Origin of the sequence: Burkholderia sp. BCC0405 (genome assembly GCF_902833075.1) — a bacterium.
Taxonomy (GTDB): domain Bacteria; phylum Pseudomonadota; class Gammaproteobacteria; order Burkholderiales; family Burkholderiaceae; genus Burkholderia.
Map to the genome: position 1 here is coordinate 245369 of NZ_CADFEO010000002.1, position 19777 is coordinate 265145.

14 protein-coding genes are annotated in these 19777 nt (G+C 68.1%); 8 read left to right on the forward strand and 6 right to left on the reverse strand.

The window, feature by feature from the left end; translation table 11 throughout:
* Positions 1 to 26 precede the first annotated feature (26 nt).
* Positions 27 to 2189 carry a methionine--tRNA ligase gene (gene metG, locus HWX36_RS04260; RefSeq protein ID WP_175951014.1) on the reverse strand — a complete coding sequence of 721 codons (2163 nt, stop codon included), beginning with the start codon at positions 2187 to 2189 and terminating at the stop codon, positions 27 to 29.
* A 375-nt stretch (positions 2190 to 2564) separates the two neighbouring features.
* Positions 2565 to 3209: an OmpA family protein gene (locus HWX36_RS04265; RefSeq protein ID WP_175951015.1), complete on the reverse strand. Its 645-nt coding sequence runs from the start codon at positions 3207 to 3209 to the stop codon at positions 2565 to 2567.
* A 348-nt stretch (positions 3210 to 3557) separates the two neighbouring features.
* Between HWX36_RS04265 and apbC the strand changes: the two genes are divergently transcribed.
* From apbC to HWX36_RS04290, 5 genes are all read left to right on the forward strand, one after another.
* Positions 3558 to 4649: an iron-sulfur cluster carrier protein ApbC gene (gene apbC / locus HWX36_RS04270; RefSeq protein ID WP_175951016.1), complete on the forward strand. Its 1092-nt coding sequence runs from the start codon at positions 3558 to 3560 to the stop codon at positions 4647 to 4649.
* A 133-nt stretch (positions 4650 to 4782) separates the two neighbouring features.
* Positions 4783 to 5319 carry a superoxide dismutase [Cu-Zn] gene (sodC, locus tag HWX36_RS04275; RefSeq protein ID WP_175951017.1) on the forward strand — a complete coding sequence of 179 codons (537 nt, stop codon included), beginning with the start codon at positions 4783 to 4785 and terminating at the stop codon, positions 5317 to 5319.
* 195 nt (positions 5320 to 5514) lie between these two features.
* Entirely contained in the window at positions 5515 to 6084 is a 570-nt protein-coding gene (gene dcd / locus HWX36_RS04280) for a dCTP deaminase (protein ID WP_006398615.1), read from the forward strand.
* Between the two features lie 81 nt (positions 6085 to 6165).
* Positions 6166 to 8445 carry an arginine/lysine/ornithine decarboxylase gene (locus tag HWX36_RS04285; RefSeq protein WP_006497175.1) on the forward strand — a complete coding sequence of 760 codons (2280 nt, stop codon included), beginning with the start codon at positions 6166 to 6168 and terminating at the stop codon, positions 8443 to 8445.
* Positions 8445 to 9272, forward strand: coding sequence for a lysozyme inhibitor LprI family protein (locus HWX36_RS04290; protein WP_175951018.1), 828 nt, complete (start codon positions 8445 to 8447; stop codon positions 9270 to 9272). The genes HWX36_RS04285 and HWX36_RS04290 overlap by 1 nt, the downstream gene beginning before the upstream one ends.
* 82 nt (positions 9273 to 9354) lie before the next feature.
* Here HWX36_RS04290 and HWX36_RS04295 read toward each other — a convergent pair whose 3' ends face one another.
* The 3 genes from HWX36_RS04295 to HWX36_RS04305 all read right to left on the reverse strand — a co-directional run bounded on the left by HWX36_RS04295 (position 9355) and on the right by HWX36_RS04305 (position 12482).
* Positions 9355 to 10038 (reverse strand): HAD family phosphatase, encoded by a 684-nt coding sequence (locus tag HWX36_RS04295; RefSeq protein ID WP_175951019.1) that lies wholly within the window; start codon positions 10036 to 10038, stop codon positions 9355 to 9357.
* A 94-nt stretch (positions 10039 to 10132) separates the two neighbouring features.
* Positions 10133 to 11542, reverse strand: coding sequence for an argininosuccinate lyase (gene argH / locus HWX36_RS04300; protein ID WP_175951020.1), 1410 nt, complete (start codon positions 11540 to 11542; stop codon positions 10133 to 10135).
* A gap of 130 nt (positions 11543 to 11672) precedes the next feature.
* Positions 11673 to 12482, reverse strand: coding sequence for a helix-turn-helix transcriptional regulator (locus HWX36_RS04305; RefSeq protein ID WP_129512718.1), 810 nt, complete (start codon positions 12480 to 12482; stop codon positions 11673 to 11675).
* 215 nt (positions 12483 to 12697) lie between these two features.
* Here HWX36_RS04305 and HWX36_RS04310 point away from each other — a divergent pair, with 215 nt between their 5' ends.
* On the forward strand, positions 12698 to 13450 hold the full coding sequence (locus HWX36_RS04310; RefSeq protein WP_175951021.1) for a class I SAM-dependent methyltransferase: 753 nt from the start codon (positions 12698 to 12700) through the stop codon (positions 13448 to 13450).
* Positions 13451 to 13567: 117 nt separating this feature from the next.
* On the opposite strand, the gene ppc is transcribed toward HWX36_RS04310, so the two are convergent.
* Positions 13568 to 16594, reverse strand: a complete 3027-nt coding sequence (ppc, locus tag HWX36_RS04315; protein ID WP_175951022.1) for a phosphoenolpyruvate carboxylase — start codon at positions 16592 to 16594, stop codon at positions 13568 to 13570.
* Positions 16595 to 16801: 207 nt separating this feature from the next.
* Between ppc and hemC the strand changes: the two genes are divergently transcribed.
* Both hemC and hemDX read left to right on the forward strand, forming a co-directional pair.
* Positions 16802 to 17806, forward strand: coding sequence for a hydroxymethylbilane synthase (gene hemC, locus HWX36_RS04320; RefSeq protein ID WP_175951023.1), 1005 nt, complete (start codon positions 16802 to 16804; stop codon positions 17804 to 17806).
* Complete coding sequence (hemDX, locus tag HWX36_RS04325; RefSeq protein WP_175951024.1) at positions 17806 to 19776, forward strand: fused uroporphyrinogen-III synthase HemD/membrane protein HemX; 1971 nt, start codon at positions 17806 to 17808, stop codon at positions 19774 to 19776. The genes hemC and hemDX overlap by 1 nt, the downstream gene beginning before the upstream one ends.
* The last annotated feature ends 1 nt before the right edge of the window (position 19777 follow it).

Consider the following 19777-nt stretch of genomic DNA (forward strand, 5'->3'; position numbering starts at 1 on the left):
TTCGCGCGAGCAGCCGCGCGTTCGGCTTACTTCACGCGCATGCCGGGCTTCGCGCCGCTGTGCGGCTCGAGGATGTAGAGCCCCGGCTCGGCCTTCTCGTCGGTTGCCGACGCGGCAAGCACCATCCCTTCGGACAGGCCGAACTTCATCTTGCGCGGCGCGAGGTTCGCGACCATCACGGTCAGCTTGCCGACGAGTTGCTCGGGCTGGTATGCGGACTTGATGCCCGAGAACACGTTGCGGGTCTTTTCCTCGCCGACGTCGAGCGTGAGCTGCAGCAGCTTGTCCGAGCCTTCGACGGCCTGGCACGCGACGATCTTCGCGATGCGCAGGTCGATCTTCGCGAAATCGTCGATCGAGATGGGGGCATCGTCCGCGCCGTTCACGACCGCCTGCTTCGCGTCCGCCTTCGCCTTCGCGTTGTTCTTCGCATCCTTCGCGGCGTTCGCGCTCGCGACAGCCGCGCCGGTGGCTTCGGCCTGCAGCGAATCGCGGTTCGCGGCGAGCAGCGCTTCGATCTGCTTCGGGTCGACGCGCGTCATCAGGTGCTGGTACGCCTTGATCGGCTGTTCCGACGACAGCGGCTTCGCGGCATCGGCCCATGCGAGCGGCGCGATCCCGAAGAACGATTCGACGGCAACGGCGACGCGCGGCATCACCGGCTTCAGCGCGAGCGACAGCAGGCGGAAGGACTCGAGGCTCACGCTGCAGGTTTCGTGCAGCGCGACCGCGTTGGCCGGATCCTTTGCGAGATCCCACGGCTTCGCGCCGTCGACGTACGCATTCACTTCGTCCGCGAGCTCCATCGTGTGGCGCAGCGCGCGGCCGTACTCGCGCGCTTCGTAGTGCGCGGCGATCTGCGGGATTGCCTCGCGCAGCTTCGCGACGAGCGGGTGGTTCATCGCGCTGTCCTGCACGCGGCCGTCGAAGCGCTTGATCAGGAAGCCTGCCGCGCGGCTCGCGATGTTCACGTACTTGCCGACGAGGTCGCTGTTCACGCGCGCCTGGAAGTCGTCGAGGTTCAGGTCGATGTCTTCCATCGTCGCGTTCAGCTTCGCGGCGAAGTAGTAGCGCAGCCATTCCGGGTTCATGCCGGTGTCGATGTAGCTCTGCGCGGTGATGAACGTGCCGCGCGACTTCGACATCTTCGCGCCGTCGACCGTCAGGAACCCGTGCGCGAACACGTTGGTCGGCGTGCGGTGGCCCGAGAACTCGAGCATCGCGGGCCAGAACAGCGTGTGGAAGTACAGGATGTCCTTGCCGATGAAGTGATACTGCTCGGTGGTCGAGCCCGGGCGGACCCACGCATCGAAGTCGATGCCGTTGCGGTCGCACAGGTTCTTGAAGCTCGCGTAATAGCCGACCGGCGCGTCGAGCCACACGTAGAAATACTTGCCGGGCGCGCCCGGGATCTCGAAGCCGAAGTACGGCGCGTCACGCGAGATGTCCCAGTCGGCGAGCTTGGCCTCGCCGGCGTCGCCGAGCCACTCGCGCATCTTGTTGGTCGCTTCGGGCTGCGCGAGGCCGCTCACCCATTCGCGGAGGAACGTTTCGCAGCGCGGATCGGACAGACGGAAGAAGTAGTGCTTCGACGTCTTGCGCACCGGCGTCGCGCCCGACACGACCGAATACGGGTTCAGCAGTTCGGTGGGCAGGTAGGTCGAGCCGCACACTTCGCAGCTGTCGCCGTACTGGTCCTTCGCGTGGCACTTCGGGCACTCGCCCTTGATGAAGCGATCCGGCAGGAACATTTCCTTGACGGGATCGTATGCCTGCTCGATCTCGCGCTCGGCGATGAAGCCGGCGTCCTTCAGCGCGACGTAGATCTTCTCGCTCAGCACGCGGTTCTCGTCCGAATCGGTCGAGTAGAAATTGTCGAACGACACGCCGAAGCTGTCGAAATCGCGCTTGTGCTCGTTCCACACGCGATCGATCAGCTGCTTCGGGCTCAGGCCTTCCTTCTCCGCGCGCAGCATGATCGGCGTGCCGTGCGTGTCGTCGGCGCCGATGTAGTAGACCTCATGGCCATGCATTCGCAGCGTCCGCACCCAGATGTCGGTCTGGATGTACTCGACCAGGTGGCCGATGTGGATCTGCCCGTTGGCATAGGGCAGTGCGGACGTAACGAGGATCTGGCGGCGGCCTTGCGGCGCCGCAGCCTGCACGGGAGTGAGGTCGGATGCGGACATAGGGTCTGTAGAGGGACAGCGGTAAAACGACGGGAAACTGCGATTCTAGCAGGGGCGCGCGCCAGCGACGCGGGCAGGCGCCCTTGACCGGGCGCCGAAACGGACGGGCTACGCAAGCGGTAGGCCCGACGGTGTTGTGCTGCATCGCAGCACGATTTCTGCAGGCAAAAAAAACCGGGGCGGATACGGCCCCGGAGCAACAACGACAAGAGGAGAATGGTGACGCGCCGGCAACACCAGCCGCGTACCATAAATACTGACCACGGCCCGCGACAGAAGTTCGAAAATTTTTTCGATTGGTTACCGGCTCCGCCGGAAGCCTTGTCCGGCGGGGCTGCGCGGGCGGCGAGCCCGCGCGTTCCCCTCGTCGTGCGTTTAATGCGCCTGCGCTGCGCGCAGGTAGATTTCGACGCGGCGGTTCTGTGCGCGGCCAGCTTCGGTCGCGTTGTCCGCGATCGGGTTCGATGCGCCCATGCCTTGCGCCGACAGGCGGCCGCCGTTCACGCCGCGCTGCGCCAGTGCGTTCACGACGCTTTGCGCGCGGTTCTGCGACAGCGTCTGGTTCAGCTGCGCCGAGCCCGTGCTGTCCGTGTAGCCGACGATCGATGCCGTCACTTGCGGGTTCTGGTTCAGCGTCGTCGCCAGGTCGTTCAGCAGCGGCGTGAAGGCCGGCGTGATCGCGTACTGGTTCGTCGCGAACGTCACCGAGCTCGGCACGTTCAGCTTCAGCGAGCCGTCCGGCTGCTCGGTCACTTGCGTACCCGTTTGCGCTGCCGACGGCGCGAGCTTGTTCTTGATCGCTTGCCAGTTGTAACCCGTCACGCCACCGACCAGCGCGCCGACGCCTGCGCCGATCGCCGCGCCCTTGCCGCCGCCCGCCAGCGCGCCGATGCCTGCGCCCAGCGCCGCACCCGTGCCGGTACCGACGGCCGTGTTGTTGCCCTGCTGCGTGGCGCAGCCTGCCAGCAGTGCGCCGGCCAATGCGAAGACGGACAAGCGGGTCGCGATTTTCATGTTCATCTTGGATTCCTCTCTTGGTTGAACGAGTCGACAACGACAACAACAGTTACGGCTCCCTGCGCGGGCTGCCCAAAAAAGGAGGGCAGGCCTGCGCCCGCGGCAGCCGCCGAGGTGGCCGCATGCCCTGTCCGTCAGCGTGGCTGTTGGGACAGGGCGACGCGTCAGCCTCTACAATATAGGCGGTAAGCGGCCGATTTGGCCCCATAGCATGCCGCACGCGAAGAGTGCGCCGGGTCGCGCGTTCGCGCAATGGCGTGCAACAGATTCTTTCACTTTTCCCGATTTTCGCAGCGTAATTTGATATTTCTTGACGTTTGCGCGCGAGAAAAACGTTTTCACGGAGTTTCGATGAGCATTGACTGGGCACAAGTCGACGCCGCTTTGGCGGCCGTCGTCGACCCCAATACCGGCCGACCGTATGCGGCGAACAAGGGCGTGCGCAACGTCGCGATCGACGGCGATGTCGTGGCGCTCGACGTGGTGCTCGGTTATCCCGCGCGCAGCCAGCACGACGACGTGCGCGCTCGCATCGCCGCAGCGCTCCAGGCCGTGGCCGGCGTGCGCGACGCGCGCGTCGCGGTGTCGCAGGAGATCGTCGCGCACACGGTGCAGCGTGGCGTGAAGCTGCTGCCGAACGTGAAGAACATCGTGGCGGTCGCGTCGGGCAAGGGCGGCGTCGGCAAGAGCACGACGGCCGTCAACCTCGCGCTCGCGCTCGCCGCGGAAGGCGCGTCGGTCGGCATTCTCGACGCCGACATCTACGGCCCGTCGCTGCCGACGATGCTCGGTATCCACGGCCAGCGTCCCGAGTCGCCCGACAACCAGTCGATGAACCCGCTCGTCGGCCACGGGCTGCAGGCAAACTCGATCGGCTTTCTGATCGAGGAAGACAACCCGATGGTGTGGCGCGGCCCGATGGCGACCTCCGCGCTCGAACAGTTGCTGCGCCAGACCAACTGGCGCGAGCTCGACTACCTGATCGTCGACATGCCGCCCGGCACGGGCGACATCCAGCTCACGCTCGCGCAGCGCGTGCCTGTCACGGGCGCGGTGATCGTCACGACGCCGCAGGACATCGCGCTGCTCGACGCGAAAAAGGGCCTGAAGATGTTCGAGAAGGTCGGGATTCCGATCCTCGGCATCGTCGAGAACATGAGCATCCATATCTGTTCGAACTGCGGCCACGAGGAGCACATCTTCGGCGCCGGCGGGGCCGAGCGGATGGCGAAGGACTATGGCGTGAACGTGCTCGGCAGCCTGCCGCTCGACATCGCGATCCGCGAGCGGGCCGACAGCGGCACGCCGACGGTCGTGGCCGATTCCGAAGGCGCGCTGGCGCGTCGCTACCGCGACATCGCACGCGGGGTCGCGCTGGCGATTGCCGAGCGATCGCGCGACATGACGTCGAAGTTCCCGTCGATCGTTGTTCAAAATACGTAAAACCCTTGCGGGGCGGGGCCTCACGCTGTTTACGGCGCCGCGAGGCGCGGTATCATGGCGACTTTTCCCGGGTCCCTTTACCTGCCCGGCGCGGCCGTCGTGTCAAACGGCTGCCAGCCGGCATGAGGATCGAATGAAACAACGACATCACGGCGTGCGCGCCGGCCGCGTGCGGTGCGCGCTGCTGGCCGCCGCCGCGCTGGGCCTGCTGGCCGGCTGCACCTCCTTTTCCTCGTCGCACGAAAAACGGGCCGACGCACAACTGCAGCCGACGGTCGGCTCGCAGGCGCGCGGCGCGGTGACGTTCGTCGAGCGTCCGGACGGCGTGCAGGTTACCTACAACCTGGCCGGGCTGCCGCCGAACAGCGATCACGCTTTACAGGTACACGAACGCGGCGACTGCAACGCGGGCGACGGCTCGAGCGCCGGCCAGGTGTTCGCGCCGGCGGCCGACCGGCTGCGCGCGGGCGCTCGCGTCGCCGGCGATCTCGGCAACATCCACGCGGACGCGAACGGCGTCGCGGCCGGCTTCATCGTCGCGCCCGATCTGGCCCTCGACGGCGTGCGCTCGGCGATGAACCGCGCGGCGCTGGTGCACCGCGACCCGAGCGATCCCGCGTTTGCGCAGCATGGCGCGGGGCCCGCGCTTGCCTGCGGCGTGATCCGTTGACGGCCGCCGCGTGCGCGGGCCGATGATCGCGTAAAATGTCGGCCTTTCCCCGGCCGCCGTCCCGAATGGCGGCCTCCGTTTTCCGTCACGCAGCGTTTCCTGGCGCCCCGATATGAATCGACCCCCACGCTCACTTTGTTCGCTGCCCCTCGAGGGGGCGGTCAGCCTTCTTGGGACGGCCCGGCGGAGGCTGGCATGAGCATCAAGTCCGACAAATGGATTCGGCGCATGGCCGAAGAGCACAAGATGATCGAGCCGTTCGTGCCCGATCAGGTTCGTGCGTCCGAGGACGGCCGCCGGATCGTCAGCTACGGCACGTCGAGCTACGGCTACGACATCCGCTGCGCGGACGAATTCAAGATCTTCACGAACATCAATTCGACGATCGTCGATCCGAAGAACTTCGACGAGGGTTCGTTTGTCGATTTCAAGGGCGACGTGTGCATCATTCCGCCGAACTCGTTCGCGCTGGCCCGCACCGTCGAATATTTCCGCATCCCGCGCACCGTGCTGACGGTCTGCCTCGGCAAGTCGACCTATGCGCGCTGCGGGATCATCGTCAACGTGACGCCGTTCGAACCCGAATGGGAAGGCTACGTCACGCTGGAATTCTCGAACACCACGCCGTTGCCCGCGAAGATCTACGCGAACGAAGGCGTCGCGCAGGTGCTCTTCTTCGAGAGCGACGAAGTGTGCGACGTGTCGTACGCCGATCGCGGCGGCAAGTATCAGGGGCAGCGTGGTGTCACGCTGCCGAAAACCTGATCTGGTTGCATAACGTCTCACCAGTTTCCGGGTGACCGCTGCGCGTGACGCGCCGCGGTCGTTCTTTTTGGAGAATCGCCCATGAAGTTTCGTTTCCCCGTCGTCATCATCGACGAAGATTTCCGCTCCGAGAACATCTCGGGCTCCGGCATCCGGGCGTTGGCCGAAGCGATCGAGAAGGAGGGCGTCGAAGTCCTCGGTCTCACGAGCTACGGCGATCTGACGTCGTTCGCGCAGCAGTCGAGCCGCGCGTCGTGCTTCATCCTGTCGATCGACGACGACGAACTCATGCTCGGCGAAACCGGCCCGGACGGCGAACTGCCCGAGCTGGCGACCGCGATCATCGAACTGCGCGCGTTCGTCACCGAAGTGCGCCGCCGCAACGCGGACATCCCGATCTTCCTGTACGGCGAGACGCGCACGTCGCGCCACCTGCCGAACGACATCCTGCGCGAACTGCACGGCTTCATCCACATGTTCGAGGACACGCCGGAGTTCGTCGCGCGCCACATCATCCGCGAGGCGAAGGTCTATCTCGACTCGCTCGCGCCGCCGTTCTTCAAGGAACTCGTCAAGTACGCGGACGAAGGCTCGTACTCGTGGCACTGCCCGGGCCACTCGGGCGGCGTCGCCTTCCTGAAGAATCCGCTCGGCCAGATGTTCCACCAGTTCTTCGGCGAGAACATGCTGCGCGCGGACGTCTGCAACGCGGTGGACGAACTCGGCCAACTGCTCGACCACACGGGCCCGGTCGCGGCGTCCGAGCGCAACGCGGCGCGCATCTTCAGCGCGGACCACCTGTTCTTCGTGACCAACGGCACGTCGACGTCGAACAAGATTGTCTGGCACGCGACGGTCGCGCCCGGCGACATCGTGCTGGTCGACCGCAACTGCCACAAGTCGATCCTGCACGCGATCACGATGACGGGCGCGATTCCGGTGTTCCTCACGCCGACGCGCAACCATTTCGGCATCATCGGGCCGATCCCGCGCGACGAATTCAAGCCGGAGAACATCCGCAAGAAGATCGAGGCGAACCCGTTCGCGCGCGAGGCGCTGCGCGAGAACCCCGACATGAAGCCGCGGATCCTGACGATCACGCAGAGCACGTACGACGGCGTCGTCTACAACGTCGAGATGATCAAGGACCTGCTCGGCGACCTGCTCGACACGCTGCACTTCGACGAAGCGTGGCTGCCGCATGCGACGTTCCACGATTTCTACCGCGACATGCACGCGATCGGCGACGGCCGTCCGCGCACCGGCGCCCTCGTGTTCGCGACGCACTCGACGCACAAGCTGCTCGCGGGCATCTCGCAGGCGTCGCAGATCGTCGTGCAGGATTCGGAGAACCGCACGTTCGACAAGCACCGCTTCAACGAGGCGTACCTGATGCACACGTCGACGAGCCCGCAGTACGCGATCATCGCATCGTGCGACGTCGCGGCCGCGATGATGGAGCCGCCGGGCGGCACCGCGCTCGTCGAGGAATCGATCGCGGAAGCGATCGACTTCCGCCGCGCGATGCGCAAGGTCGACGCCGAATACGGCGACGACTGGTTCTTCAGCGTGTGGGGCCCGGACAACCTGTCCGAAGAAGGCATCGGTTCGCGCGAAGACTGGATGCTGAAGCCGAACGACCACTGGCACGGCTTCGGCCCGCTCGCGGAAGGCTTCAACATGCTCGACCCGATCAAGGCGACGATCATCACGCCGGGGCTCGACGTCGACGGCGAGTTCGGCGAAACCGGCATTCCGGCCGCGATCGTCACGAAATACCTGGCCGAGCACGGGATCATCGTCGAGAAGACCGGCCTGTATTCGTTCTTCATCATGTTCACGATCGGCATCACGAAGGGCCGCTGGAACTCGATGGTGACCGAGCTGCAGCAGTTCAAGGACGACTACGACAACAACCAGCCGCTGTGGCGCGTGCTGCCGGAATTCGTCGCGCAGCATCCGCGCTACGAGCGTGTCGGCCTGCGCGACCTGTGCACGCAGATCCACGACGTGTACCGCGCGAACGACATCGCCCGCCTGACGACGGAGATGTACCTGTCGGACATGGAGCCGGCGATGAAGCCGTCGGACGCGTTCGCGAAGCTCGCGCACCGCAAGATCGACCGCGTGCCGCTCGACGAGCTCGAAGGCCGCGTGACGAGCATCCTGCTCACGCCGTACCCGCCGGGCATCCCGCTGCTGATCCCGGGCGAGCGCTTCAACAAGACGATCGTGAACTACCTGCGGTTCGCGCGCGACTTCAACGAACGCTTCCCGGGCTTCCACACCGACATCCACGGTCTCGTCGCGGAAGAGGTGAACGGCCGCGTCGAGTACTTCGTCGACTGCGTGCGCGACTGATGGCGACGCACGGACGAATCCAGGCGATGCGCGCGGCGCTGGCCGCGCTCGTCGTCTGGGCGGCAGGGGCGGCCGGGCTGGCGGGCGCGGGTGTCGCACACGCGGAAGTCGCGGCGGCCGACCCGATCGACGTCGCGATGCGGCAATGCCTCGCGCGGCGCGACCGGTCCTCGCCGGCCGGCCAGATCCAGTGCATGGGCGAAGCGCAGCAGCAGTGGCAGGCCGTGATGGACGGCGCGTATCAGCGCCTGTTGAAGGATGCGCCGGCCGACGCGAAGCGCGGCTGGCAGGACAGCCAGCGTCACTGGCTCACGTGGCGCAAGGACGAAGCGCATCTGCTGAAGGCGGTGTACGACACGACGCGCGGCACGTCGTACGCGATGTCGAGGGCCGACCTGCAACTGCAGCCCGTGCGCGATCGCGCGCTGGCGCTGCGCGGTGCCGCCGATCGCTATGCGCCTCCGCCTGCCGCCGTGCCGGTCGCGGCCGCGAGCGGCGCGCAGGGCGGCGCAATGAATCCCCCGAGCGCGGCCAAGCCGAACGGCAAGCCGGCGAACGCGCCGCGCGATCCGGCCGTGCGCCGCGTGCGGCCGTGCGAACAGGACGCCGCGTGCGAGCACGCGCTGTTCGACCTGAACCGCTATTACCAGAAGCTGCGCCGCAAGATGCCCGCGCATTCGGCCGCGACGCTCGTCCGCGCGCAGCGCGCGTGGGTCGGGTTCCGCGATGCGACGGCGCCGCTCGTCGGCGAGGACGGCCGCGTCGACCTGATCGGCGCGCGCATTGCGACGATGAAGCGGCTGTCGGAGACGGCCGGCAACGAGTAAGCGCAATCGCGAAGCCGGTTGTACGGCGATACGGCAAAACGGGCACCCAAGGTGCCCGTTTTTGCATGGGGCGGCAGGCGATCTATGCCGGCCGTTGCGTGTCGCGCCCGCCGAACCACGACGGCACGAGCGCGACCGCATCGTCGAGCGAGGCGAGCACGTGGAGGCTCAGCGCGACGATTTCGGGTGTCGGCGCCTTCAGGTCGGGCACGGTGACGACCGATGCGCCCGCGCCGGCGGCCGACTGCGCGCCGAAGTCGCTGTCCTCGAATGCGACGCACGCGTGTGCCGGCACGCCGAGGCGCTCGGCCGCGAGCCGGTAGACGGCCGGGTCGGGCTTGCCGCGCGCGACTTCGTCGCCGCCCGCAATCGCGCGGAAGTACGGCAGCACGCCGACCGCGTCGAGCCGCGCGCGGATCACGTCGCACGCGGACGACGACGCGACCGCGCACGGAATGCCGGCCTGCGCGAGCGCGTCGAGCAGCGCGAACGCGCCGGACTTCAGCGGAAACTTCGGATGCGGTTCGGGTGCCGCGAGTTGCTCGCGCACACGGGTGCGCACTGCGTCGAACGTATCGGGGTGGCCGATCAGGCGCGCCAGGATGATCTGGCCTTCGGCGAACGAGCGGCCGACGATCTGCAGGTAGTCGGTGGTGGTCAGCGTGACGCCGTGCGCATTCGACACGTCGATCCACGTGTTCATGATGGTCCGCTCGGAATCGACGAGCAGGCCGTCCATGTCGAAGAGCGCGGCGGAAAAAGTCATCGGCGGCATTCGGGAAGCAGGGAAGGCGATCGGCGGCGCGACAGCCGCCCGAACGAAAAACGGACGCCGCAGGCGTCCGTCCGGAACAGCGGGCTTACTGGCCGAGCGCGGCGCGCGCAGCCTTGACCGCCGCACGCACCTGGTCGGGCGCGGTGCCGCCCGGGTGGTTGCGGCTGGCGACCGAGCCCTCGAGCGTCAGGTAGCCGAACACGTCTTCGCCGATCAGGTGCGCGACGTTCGGCAGTTCCTGCTTCATTTCGTCGAGCGTCAGGTCGGCCAGGTCGATGCCGCGGTCGTCGCAGATCTTTACGGCGTGCGCGACGGCTTCGTGCGCGTCGCGGAACGGCAGGCCGCGCTTCACGAGGTAGTCGGCGAGGTCGGTGGCGGTCGAGAAGCCCTGCAGCGCGGCCGCGCGCATCGCGTCCGGCTTCACGGTGATGCCGGCAACCATCTCGGCGAAGATCCGCAGCGTGTCGGCGACGGTATCGACCGTGTCGAACAGCGGTTCCTTGTCTTCCTGGTTGTCCTTGTTGTACGCGAGCGGCTGGCCCTTCATCAGCGTCAGCAGCGCCATCAGGTGGCCGTTCACGCGGCCCGTCTTGCCGCGCGCGAGTTCGGGCACGTCCGGGTTCTTCTTCTGCGGCATGATCGAGCTGCCGGTGCAGAAGCGGTCGGCGATGTCGATGAAGCCGACGCGCGGGCTCATCCACAGCACGAGTTCTTCGGAGAAGCGCGACACGTGCGTCATCACGAGTGCGGAGGCGGCCGTGAATTCGATCGCGAAATCGCGATCCGACACCGCGTCGAGCGAGTTCGTGCAGATGCCGTCGAAGCCGAGCGTCTTCGCGACGGCGTGACGATCGATCGGGTAGCTCGTACCGGCGAGTGCGGCCGCGCCGAGCGGCAGGCGGTTCACGCGGGTGCGGCAGTCGCGCATGCGCTCCGCATCGCGCGAGAACATCTCGACGTACGCGAGCAGGTGGTGGCCGAACGTGACGGGCTGGGCGACCTGCAGGTGCGTGAAGCCCGGCATGATCGTGTCGGCGTTCTGTTCCGCGAGATCGAGCAGCGCACCGCGCAGGTCGTTCAGCAGGCCGCCGATACGGTCGATCTCGCCGCGCAGCCACAGGCGGATGTCGGTCGCGACCTGGTCGTTACGCGAGCGCCCCGTGTGCAGGCGCTTGCCGGCGTCGCCGATCAGCGCGGTCAGGCGCGCCTCGATGTTCAGGTGGACGTCTTCCAGGTCGAGCTGCCATTCGAATTCGCCGCGCTCGATTTCCCCCTTGATCTGCGTCATCCCGCGTTCGATCGCGGCCAGGTCGTCGGCGCTGATGATCTTCTGCGCGGCGAGCATGTTCGCGTGCGCGAGCGAGCCGGCGATGTCGACGAGCGCGAGGCGCTTGTCGAAAAATACCGATGACGTGTAGCGCTTGACCAGCTCCGACATCGGTTCCGAGAAGCGGGCCGACCAGGCCTCGCCCTTTTTGTGCAGTTGGGACGTCATGGCGATTCTTCGAAGGGGGATGTTTGGGCGGCGTGCGCCGCCGGGGGAATCCCGCGATTCTAACATTCGCGGGCCTGCCCGCCGCGGCGCGCAGCCGTTCGCGGCGGCGCGCGGGCGCGTGCCGGCCCGTTCAGTCGCGCACCAGCACCACCAGCTTCAGGTCCTCGCGGTGCGCGGGCTTCAGCGTGATCTGCTGGTACACGAGGCGACCGTCGGCCGGATGGTCGAATTCGCGGAGGCCGCCTTCGCGTTCGAACACGTCCTGCGACGCCCAGTACTGCGCGAACGCATCGCTGCCGGCGGTCAGTGCGTCGATCAGCGCGCGAGTAGGCGCATCGGCCAGGTGACGGATCGAATCGGCGCGGAATTCGGCCGCGAGCCGTCGCGCGCGGGTTTCCCAGTCGACGATCAGCGTGCGCGCGGCGGGCGACATGAACGTGAAGCGCAGCAGGTTGCGGTCGTGCTCGCCGTCGAGCCAGCCGGAAAAGAGCGCGGCGGCCGGTGCGTTCCATGCGAGCGCGTTCCATTGCCGGTCGAGCACGTACGCGGGTGTCGCGATTGCCGCGACGGTCGCGGCGAGCGTCGGCGGCAGGTCGCCGCCCGCGACGTCGGGTTCGGCCGGGTCGCGCTGCGCGGCCAGCTCGAACAGGTACGCGCGCTCGGCCTTCGACAGTTGCAGCGCGACGGCGATCCGCGCGAGCGCGTCGGCCGACGCGGACACGGGGCGGCCTTGCTCGATCCACGTGTACCAGGTCGGGCTGACGCCGCACAGTTGCGCGACTTCCTCGCGCCGCAGCCCCGGCGTGCGGCGGCGCGGGCCGGGCGGCAGGCCGACGGCCTGCGGCGACAGCCGCTCGCGGTGGGCGCGGATGAATTCGCCGAGTGCACGAGCGGGGGTGGCGTCGAGCGGCGGGACCGGGGCGGAGGACGGGTGGTTCATGCGGAAACGGTGAAAGGGAAGCGGGGGCGCGGCAACGATCAGGCAGGTGTATCGAATACCAGAATAACTGCTTAACTTGTACTGGTACAAACGCAGGCCTATTGTAGCGGCTCGCGTGCTGGCAGGGCAGCGCGCGTCCCACAAAACGCGTTGCATGGGGCCGGTACAGGCGCGCAGGCGTCTGTCGTGCCGGCAACGGTACAAAGGAGCGAACGATGAAACACCACGACCAGGTCGCCGACGCATTCGGCACGACGGCCGCCGCCTATCTGACGAGCACGGTCCATGCGACGGGTGCGGATCTGCAGACGCTCGCCGATGCGGTGCGCGCAACGCCCGACGCCGCGGTGCTCGATCTCGGCTGCGGCGCCGGCCATGCGAGCTTCGCGGTTGCGCCGCACGTGCGCGACGTGGTCGCCTACGATCTCGCCGCGCAGATGCTCGCGACCGTCGACGCGGCCGCGCGCGAACGCGGGCTCGCCAACATCCGCACGCAGCAGGGCCCGGCCGAGCAACTGCCGTTCGACCCGGCGACGTTCGACTGGGTCGTGAGCCGGATGAGCGCGCACCACTGGCACGACATGCGCGCGGCGCTCGCCGAGGTGCGCCGCGTGCTGAAACCGGGCGGCCGCGTGCTGATGATCGATATCGCCGGCAACGACCATCCGCTTCTCGATACCTACCTGCAGGCCGCGGAAGTGCTGCGCGACGCGTCGCACGTGCGCGACTACCGTGCGGACGAATGGCTGGCGATGTTCCGCGAAGCCGGCTTCGACGCGCAGGTGCACAGCCGCTGGCGGCTGCCGATCGATTTCGATACGTGGGTCGCGCGCATCCGCACGCCGGCCGACAGCGTCACCGGCATTCGCGCGCTGTGGGCGCATGCGCCCGACGAGGTGCGCGCCTACTACGCGGTGCAGCCCGACGGTTCGTTCGAACACGACGCGCTGCTGATCGACGCGCACTGAGCGTGAGGGGCGCCGCGGCGGTTTTGCCCGCGCATGAAAAAGCCGCGATACGCACCATCGCGTATCGCGGCTTCCACGATGTCGGTCGGCGCGGAATCACACCGCGCCGCAGGCGGGTCAGCCGGTGTTGCGCAGGCCGGCCGCGATCCCGTTGATCGTCAGGTGAATCCCGCGGCGCAGCCGCGCGTTCGTGTCGCCCGCGCGGTGACGCTTGATCAGCTCGACCTGCAGGTGGTTCAGCGGATCGAGATACGGGAAGCGGTTCTTGATCGAGCGCGCGAGCAGCGGGTTGGTCGCGAGGCGGCCTTCGTGCCCGGTGATTTCCGCCAGCGCCTGCGACGTGCGCTCCCATTCCGCGACGATCCGCTCGAACACGTGCTTGCGCAGCTTGCGATCGGAAACGAGCTGCGCGTAGCGCGACGCGACCGCGAGGTCGGTCTTCGCGAGCACCATGTCCATGTTCGACAGCAGGTTCGAGAAGAACGGCCAGGTCTTGTTCATCCTCTTCAGCAGCGCGACGCGCTTTGTGCGCTCGGCGTCGTCCTGCGCGCCGTCGAGATACGCGCTCACCGCGCTGCCGAAGCCATACCAGCCCGTCAGCAGCAGCCGGCACTGGCCCCACGAGAAGCCCCACGGAATCGCGCGCAGGTCCTCGATCTTGCGCTGCTTCGGATCCTGCAGCTTGCGCGAAGCCGGGCGGCTGCCGATGTTCAGCTCGGCGATCTCGGTGATCGGCGTCGACGAGAAGAAATAGTCGGTGAAGCCCGGGGTTTCATAGACGAGCGCGCGGTACGCGGCCATCGCCGAATCGGACAGCGTCTGCATCGCGGCCTCGAACGCCGGCAACTGCGCGGGCGCGTTGTTCTGCGGCAGGAGCGTTGCTTCGAGCGTCGCGGCGACGACCGTCTCGAGGTTGCGGCGACCGATCTCCGGGTTCGCGAACTTGCTCGCGATCACCTCGCCCTGTTCGGTCAGGCGGATCTGGCCGTTCACGGTGCCCGGCGGCTGCGACAGGATCGCCTGGTAGGTCGGGCCGCCGCCGCGGCCGACCGTGCCGCCGCGGCCGTGGAACAGGCGCAGCGTGATCTTGCGGTCGCGAAACAGGTCGACGAGCGCGAGCTCCGCACGATACAGCTCCCAGTTCGACGTGAGGAAGCCGCCGTCCTTGTTGCTGTCCGAATAGCCGAGCATCACTTCCTGCTCGGCGCCCTGATGCGCGATCAGCGCGTCGATGCCCGGCAGTGCGAAGTACTCGCGCATGATGCGCGCGGCGTCGCGCAGGTCGGGAATCGTCTCGAACAGCGGGATCACCATCAGGCTGTTCCTCGCATCGCCGCCCGGTACGCCGAGCGCGCCTTCGAGCAGGCCCGTCTCCTTCTGCAGCAGCAGCACCTCGACGAGGTCGCTGACGGTTTCCGTATGCGAAATGATGTAGTTGCGCACCGCGCGTGCGCCGAATTGCGCGCGCACTTCACGTGCCTTCTCGAACACGCCGAGCTCGCTCTGCGCGAGTGCCGAGTATTCGAGGTACGGCGAGCGCAGCGGACGCGGATCGGCGAGCGCGGCGAGCAGCACGCGCAGCTTGTCTTCCTCGGCGAGTGCCGCGTAGTCGGCCTCGACGCCCGCGCGGGCGAACAGTTCGGCGACCACGGCTTCGTGGATGTCGGAGCTCTGGCGCAGGTCGATGCTCGCGAGATGGAAGCCGAACACTTCGGCCGCGCGCACGAGCGGCGCGAGGCGCGGCGCGGCGAGCGACGTGCCGTGGTGTTCGTCCAGCGACGCGGTCAGCACCTTCAGGTCGGCGACGAACGCGTCGGAATCCGCATACGGGATCGCGCGCACGGGCGGCGCACCGCGGCCCGCGCTGCGCACGGGCACCGTGCCTTCGCCGAGACGCACGCGCGCGCTTGCCGCGAGGCGCGTGTAGATGCCGATCAGCGCGCGGCGATACGGCTCGTCGACGCGGTGCGGCGACTGGTCGGGGGAAGCTGCCGCGAGCGCCTTCACGGCGTCGTTTGCGCCGACGAGCAGGTTCGACACCGACAGCTCGGCGCCGAGCTTGTGCACCTGTTCCAGATAGTGCTCGAGGATCACGGCGGCCTGGCGGTTGATCGCTTCGTCGAGCGTTGCCGCGGTCACGTTCGGGTTGCCGTCGCGGTCGCCGCCGATCCAGCTGCCCATCTGGAAGAACGCGGGTACGCGTGCGGACAGGCCGTGCTCGGCGAGTGCGGCCTCGATGTCGCCGTACAGCGCGGGCAGTTCGTCGAGGAACGTCGCGCGGTAGTACGACAGCGCGTTCTCGATCTCGTCGCCGACCGTCAGGCGCGCGTCGCGCAGCATGCGGGTCTGCCACAGCGCGGTCACGCGCGCGCGCAGCATCGCTTCGTTGTGCTGGCGCTCGCGGCTCGTCAGTTCCTGGTCGCGCTCGGCGAGCAGGCGCGCGATGTCGTGCTGCGCGTCGAGAATGCTCTTGCGCTGCACTTCGGTCGGGTGCGCGGTGAGCACCGGCACGATCAGCGCATCGTCGAAGAAGCGCTGCAGCAGGCGCTTCGACGCGTTGCCGGTCGTCTTCAGCTGTTCGAGCGCGTACGCGACCGTGCCGGGCTGCGACGCGGAGCCGGCCAGCGCGTGGATGCGGCGGCGGCGGTTGTGGTGGCGGTCTTCCGCGATGTTCGCGAGGTGCGAGAAATAGCTGAACGCGCGCACGACGCTCACCGTCTGCTCCGGCGTCAGCTTGCGCAGCTTCTTCTCGAGCGTCTGCGCGGCTTCGCTGTCGTCCTCGCGGCGGAACTTGACCGCGGTCTGGCGGATCGTCTCGACGACGTCGAACACGGTGTCGCCTTCCTGTTCGCGCACGACGTCGCCGAGCAGGCGGCCGAGGAAGCGGATGTCCTCGAACAGCGGGCCGTCCTTGTCCTCGCGCGTGCGCGTGCCGGACTTCGTCGCGCCGGCCGTGCGGGCCGCGGTGCGGGCAGCCGGGCCGGCGGCGTTCGCCGTGCGTTTTGTCTGACGTATCGGGTCTTTCGGTTTCGTTGCCGTTTTCGCACGGCCGTTCGCGGTGGTGGCGACGGGGTCCGTCGAGGCGTCGGAGGAGGACAGGGCAGCATTGCGGCGCGCCGTACGCGCCGATCCGGAAGACTTCACGATGGGTTTCCTTGGGAAAGCTCGAGTCAAAAGGAACTGCGGAAACTGCGAAACTACGGTCATGCAACCAGCTACGTGCGGCGCATCCGCACATCGGCGCCGCGACCCGCTCGGCGGCAGGCCGGGCGCAGGCTCCGGGCCCGGGCGGGCAGGGGCGTGCGTGCTACCATTGTTCGATCTTCAATCCCGTCCTTCGATGTTCCAGCAATGAATTCCGAGACCCCTGCGGCCGGGCCGCAACAGGCACAGCCGCCCGCGACGTTGACGATTGCTTCGCGCGAAAGCCGCCTGGCGATGTGGCAAGCCGAACATGTGCGTGATGCGCTGCGCAAATTATATCCAGCTTGTGACGTGAAAATCCTCGGGATGACGACGCGCGGCGACCAGATTCTCGATCGCACGCTGTCGAAGGTCGGCGGCAAGGGGCTGTTCGTGAAGGAACTGGAGGCCGCGCTGGCCGACGGCCGCGCCGATCTCGCCGTGCATTCGCTGAAGGACGTGCCGATGGCGCTGCCCGACGGCTTCTCGCTCGCCGCGATCATGGAGCGCGAGGACCCGCGCGATGCATTCGTGTCGAACGACTACGCGTCGCTCGATGCGCTGCCAGCCGGCGCCGTGGTGGGCACGTCGAGCCTGCGCCGCGAGGCGATGCTGCGCTCGCGCTACCCGCACCTGGAGGTGCGGCCGCTGCGCGGCAACCTCGACACGCGCCTGTCGAAACTCGATCGCGGCGACTACGCGGCGATCATCCTCGCGGCCGCCGGCCTGAAACGCCTCGGCCTCGACGCGCGGATCCGCGCGCTGCTCGACGTCGAGGCGAGCCCGCCCGCCGCGGGCCAGGGCGCGCTCGGCATCGAGATCGCATCGCAGCGCAGCGACGTCGCGGCGTGGCTCGCGCCGCTGCACGACCCGCAGACCGCGCTCGCGGTCGAGGCCGAGCGGATGGTGTCTCGCGCGCTCGGCGGCAGCTGCGAGGTGCCGCTCGCCGCGCACGCGGTGTGGCGCGCGGGCGAACTGTACTTGACGGGCCGCGTGTCGACGACCGACGGCAAACGCGTGCTGACGGCGGAGGCGTGCGGGGCCGTCATGACCGTCGCCGATGCGCTCGCGCTCGGCCGCGCCGTGTCCGACGAACTTGAGGCGCAAGGCGCGCTCGACATCGTCCAGGCGCTGCTCGCGGGCGCGCCGCCCGCCGGCAAGGGCGACGCCTGATGGCGGGCGGCGCGCGCGCGTTCACCGCTGTCCTGACGCGCCCGGACGGCCAGTCCGGCGCGCTCGCGTCGCAACTGGCCGAGGCCGGCTGCGACGTGCTCGAATTCCCGTTGATCGACATCGCGCCGCTCGACGATCCTGCGCCGCTCGACGCAGCGTTCGCGGCGCTCGCCGACTACGCGCTGGTGATTTTCGTGTCGCCGAACGCGATCGACCGCGCGCTCGCGCAGTACGGCGCGATTTGGCCGAACGCGCTGCCGGTCGGCGTGGTCGGGCCCGGCAGCGTCGCGGCGCTCGAGCGTCACGGCATCGCGGCGCCCGCGTATCGCGTGATCGCGCCGCAGGCGCCGGCCGACGGCGGCGTACCCCATTACGATTCGGAAAGCCTGTTCGCGTGCATCGAGGCCGCATTCGGCGGCGCGCAGGCGCTGGCGGGCAAGCGCGTGCTGATCGTGCGCGGCGACGGCGGGCGCGAATGGCTCGCCGACCGGCTGCGCGAGGCCGGCGCGGATGTCGCGCTCGTCGCCGCATATCGGCGCGTCGTGCCTGATCCGCGCGTCGGCGCGTGGGAGCGCGTGCATGCGCTGCTCGACGGCGAGCCGCATGCGTGGCTCGTCACGAGCTCGGAAGGCGTGCGCAACCTGCACGAACTCGCGCGGGCGCATCTGAACGATGCCGAGATCGACGCGCTGAAGCACGCGCCGCTCGTGACGCCGCATCCGCGGATCGAGCAGACCGCGCGTGCATTGGGTTTTGATAGGATTACGCTGACCGGCGCGGGCGATGAGCGCATCGTCCGCGCGTTTCGAACGATGGCCGACCAGGCCGTCCAACCGGCGACAGCCGCACCGGTGACTAAACGCATGACAGATACCAACGATTCCAACAGCGTCGCTTCCCAGCCGGCCGCTGCATCCGCACCGCCGTCCCGTCCTGCCTATATGGCGTCCGAACCGCCCGCGCGCCGCGGCGGCAGCGCGGTGCTGTGGTTCGTCGTCGTCGTGCTCGGCTGCGCGGCGGGCGTCGGCGGCTACGCGCTGAACCGCAAGATCGACCGGCTCGACGGCACGTTCGTCGCGCGCCAGAAGGCGCTCGATGCGCAGACGGCCGAGACGCGCCTGAAGACCGAGCAGGCGCTCGCGAGCACGCACCAGGTCGACACGCAGCTCGCGCAGCTCGACGGCAAGCTCGCCGACGCGCAGAGCGCGCAGCAGGCGCTGCAGCAGCAATACCAGGACCTGTCGCGCAACCGCGATGCCTGGATGCTCGAGGAAGTCGACCAGATGCTGTCGAGCGCGAGCCAGCAGCTTCAACTGACCGGCAACACGCAGCTCGCGCTGATCGCGCTGCAGAACGCCGACGCGCGCCTCGCGACGTCGCAGAGCGCGCAGGCCGTCACGGTGCGCAAGGCGCTCGCGCTCGACATCGAGAAGCTGAAGGCCGCACCGTCGGCCGACCTCACCGGCCTTGCGATCAAGCTCGACGACGCGATCGCGAAGATCGACGCGCTGCCGCTGTCCGGCGAAGCGATCGTCCCGCACGAGGCGCCGAAGGCCGCGCCGGCCGACGCCGCGTCGTCGGCCGTGGCCGGCGAGCCGCGCTGGAAGGTGTGGTGGCACGACTTCTCGGCCGGCCTCGGCCAGCAGTTGAAGGGGCTCGTGCAGGTGCGCCGGATCGACAACGCCGACGCCATGCTCGCGTCGCCCGACCAGGGCTACTTCGTGCGCGAGAACGTGAAGCTGCGCCTGCTGACCGCGCGCCTGTCGCTGCTCGCGCGCAACGACGGCGCGATGAAGGCCGACCTGCACGCCGCGCAGGCGTCGCTCGGGAAGTATTTCGACCAGGCATCGAAGGACACGCAGACCGTCGAGGATCTGCTCAAGCAGGTGGACGGCGCGTCGCTGACGGTTGCGGTGCCGAACCTGAACACCAGCCTGAACGCCGTTCAGCAGTTCAAGAGCCGGGGGTAAC

Excerpts from the sequence above, each read along its gene's own strand:
- HWX36_RS04295 (WP_175951019.1), bottom strand. The coding sequence starts at position 10,038 with ATGACTTTTTCCGCCGCGCTCTTCGACATGGACGGCCTGCTCGTCGAT.
- HWX36_RS04305 (WP_129512718.1), bottom strand. The coding sequence starts at position 12,482 with ATGAACCACCCGTCCTCCGCCCCGGTCCCGCCGCTCGACGCCACCCCC.
- sodC (WP_175951017.1), top strand. The coding sequence starts at position 4,783 with ATGAAACAACGACATCACGGCGTGCGCGCCGGCCGCGTGCGGTGCGCG.
- hemDX (WP_175951024.1), top strand. The coding sequence starts at position 17,806 with ATGGCGGGCGGCGCGCGCGCGTTCACCGCTGTCCTGACGCGCCCGGAC.
- HWX36_RS04265 (WP_175951015.1), bottom strand. The coding sequence starts at position 3,209 with ATGAACATGAAAATCGCGACCCGCTTGTCCGTCTTCGCATTGGCCGGC.
- hemC (WP_175951023.1), top strand. The coding sequence starts at position 16,802 with ATGAATTCCGAGACCCCTGCGGCCGGGCCGCAACAGGCACAGCCGCCC.
- argH (WP_175951020.1), bottom strand. The coding sequence starts at position 11,542 with ATGACGTCCCAACTGCACAAAAAGGGCGAGGCCTGGTCGGCCCGCTTC.
- apbC (WP_175951016.1), top strand. The coding sequence starts at position 3,558 with ATGAGCATTGACTGGGCACAAGTCGACGCCGCTTTGGCGGCCGTCGTC.
- HWX36_RS04290 (WP_175951018.1), top strand. The coding sequence starts at position 8,445 with ATGGCGACGCACGGACGAATCCAGGCGATGCGCGCGGCGCTGGCCGCG.
- HWX36_RS04285 (WP_006497175.1), top strand. The coding sequence starts at position 6,166 with ATGAAGTTTCGTTTCCCCGTCGTCATCATCGACGAAGATTTCCGCTCC.
- metG (WP_175951014.1), bottom strand. The coding sequence starts at position 2,189 with ATGTCCGCATCCGACCTCACTCCCGTGCAGGCTGCGGCGCCGCAAGGC.
- HWX36_RS04310 (WP_175951021.1), top strand. The coding sequence starts at position 12,698 with ATGAAACACCACGACCAGGTCGCCGACGCATTCGGCACGACGGCCGCC.
- dcd (WP_006398615.1), top strand. The coding sequence starts at position 5,515 with ATGAGCATCAAGTCCGACAAATGGATTCGGCGCATGGCCGAAGAGCAC.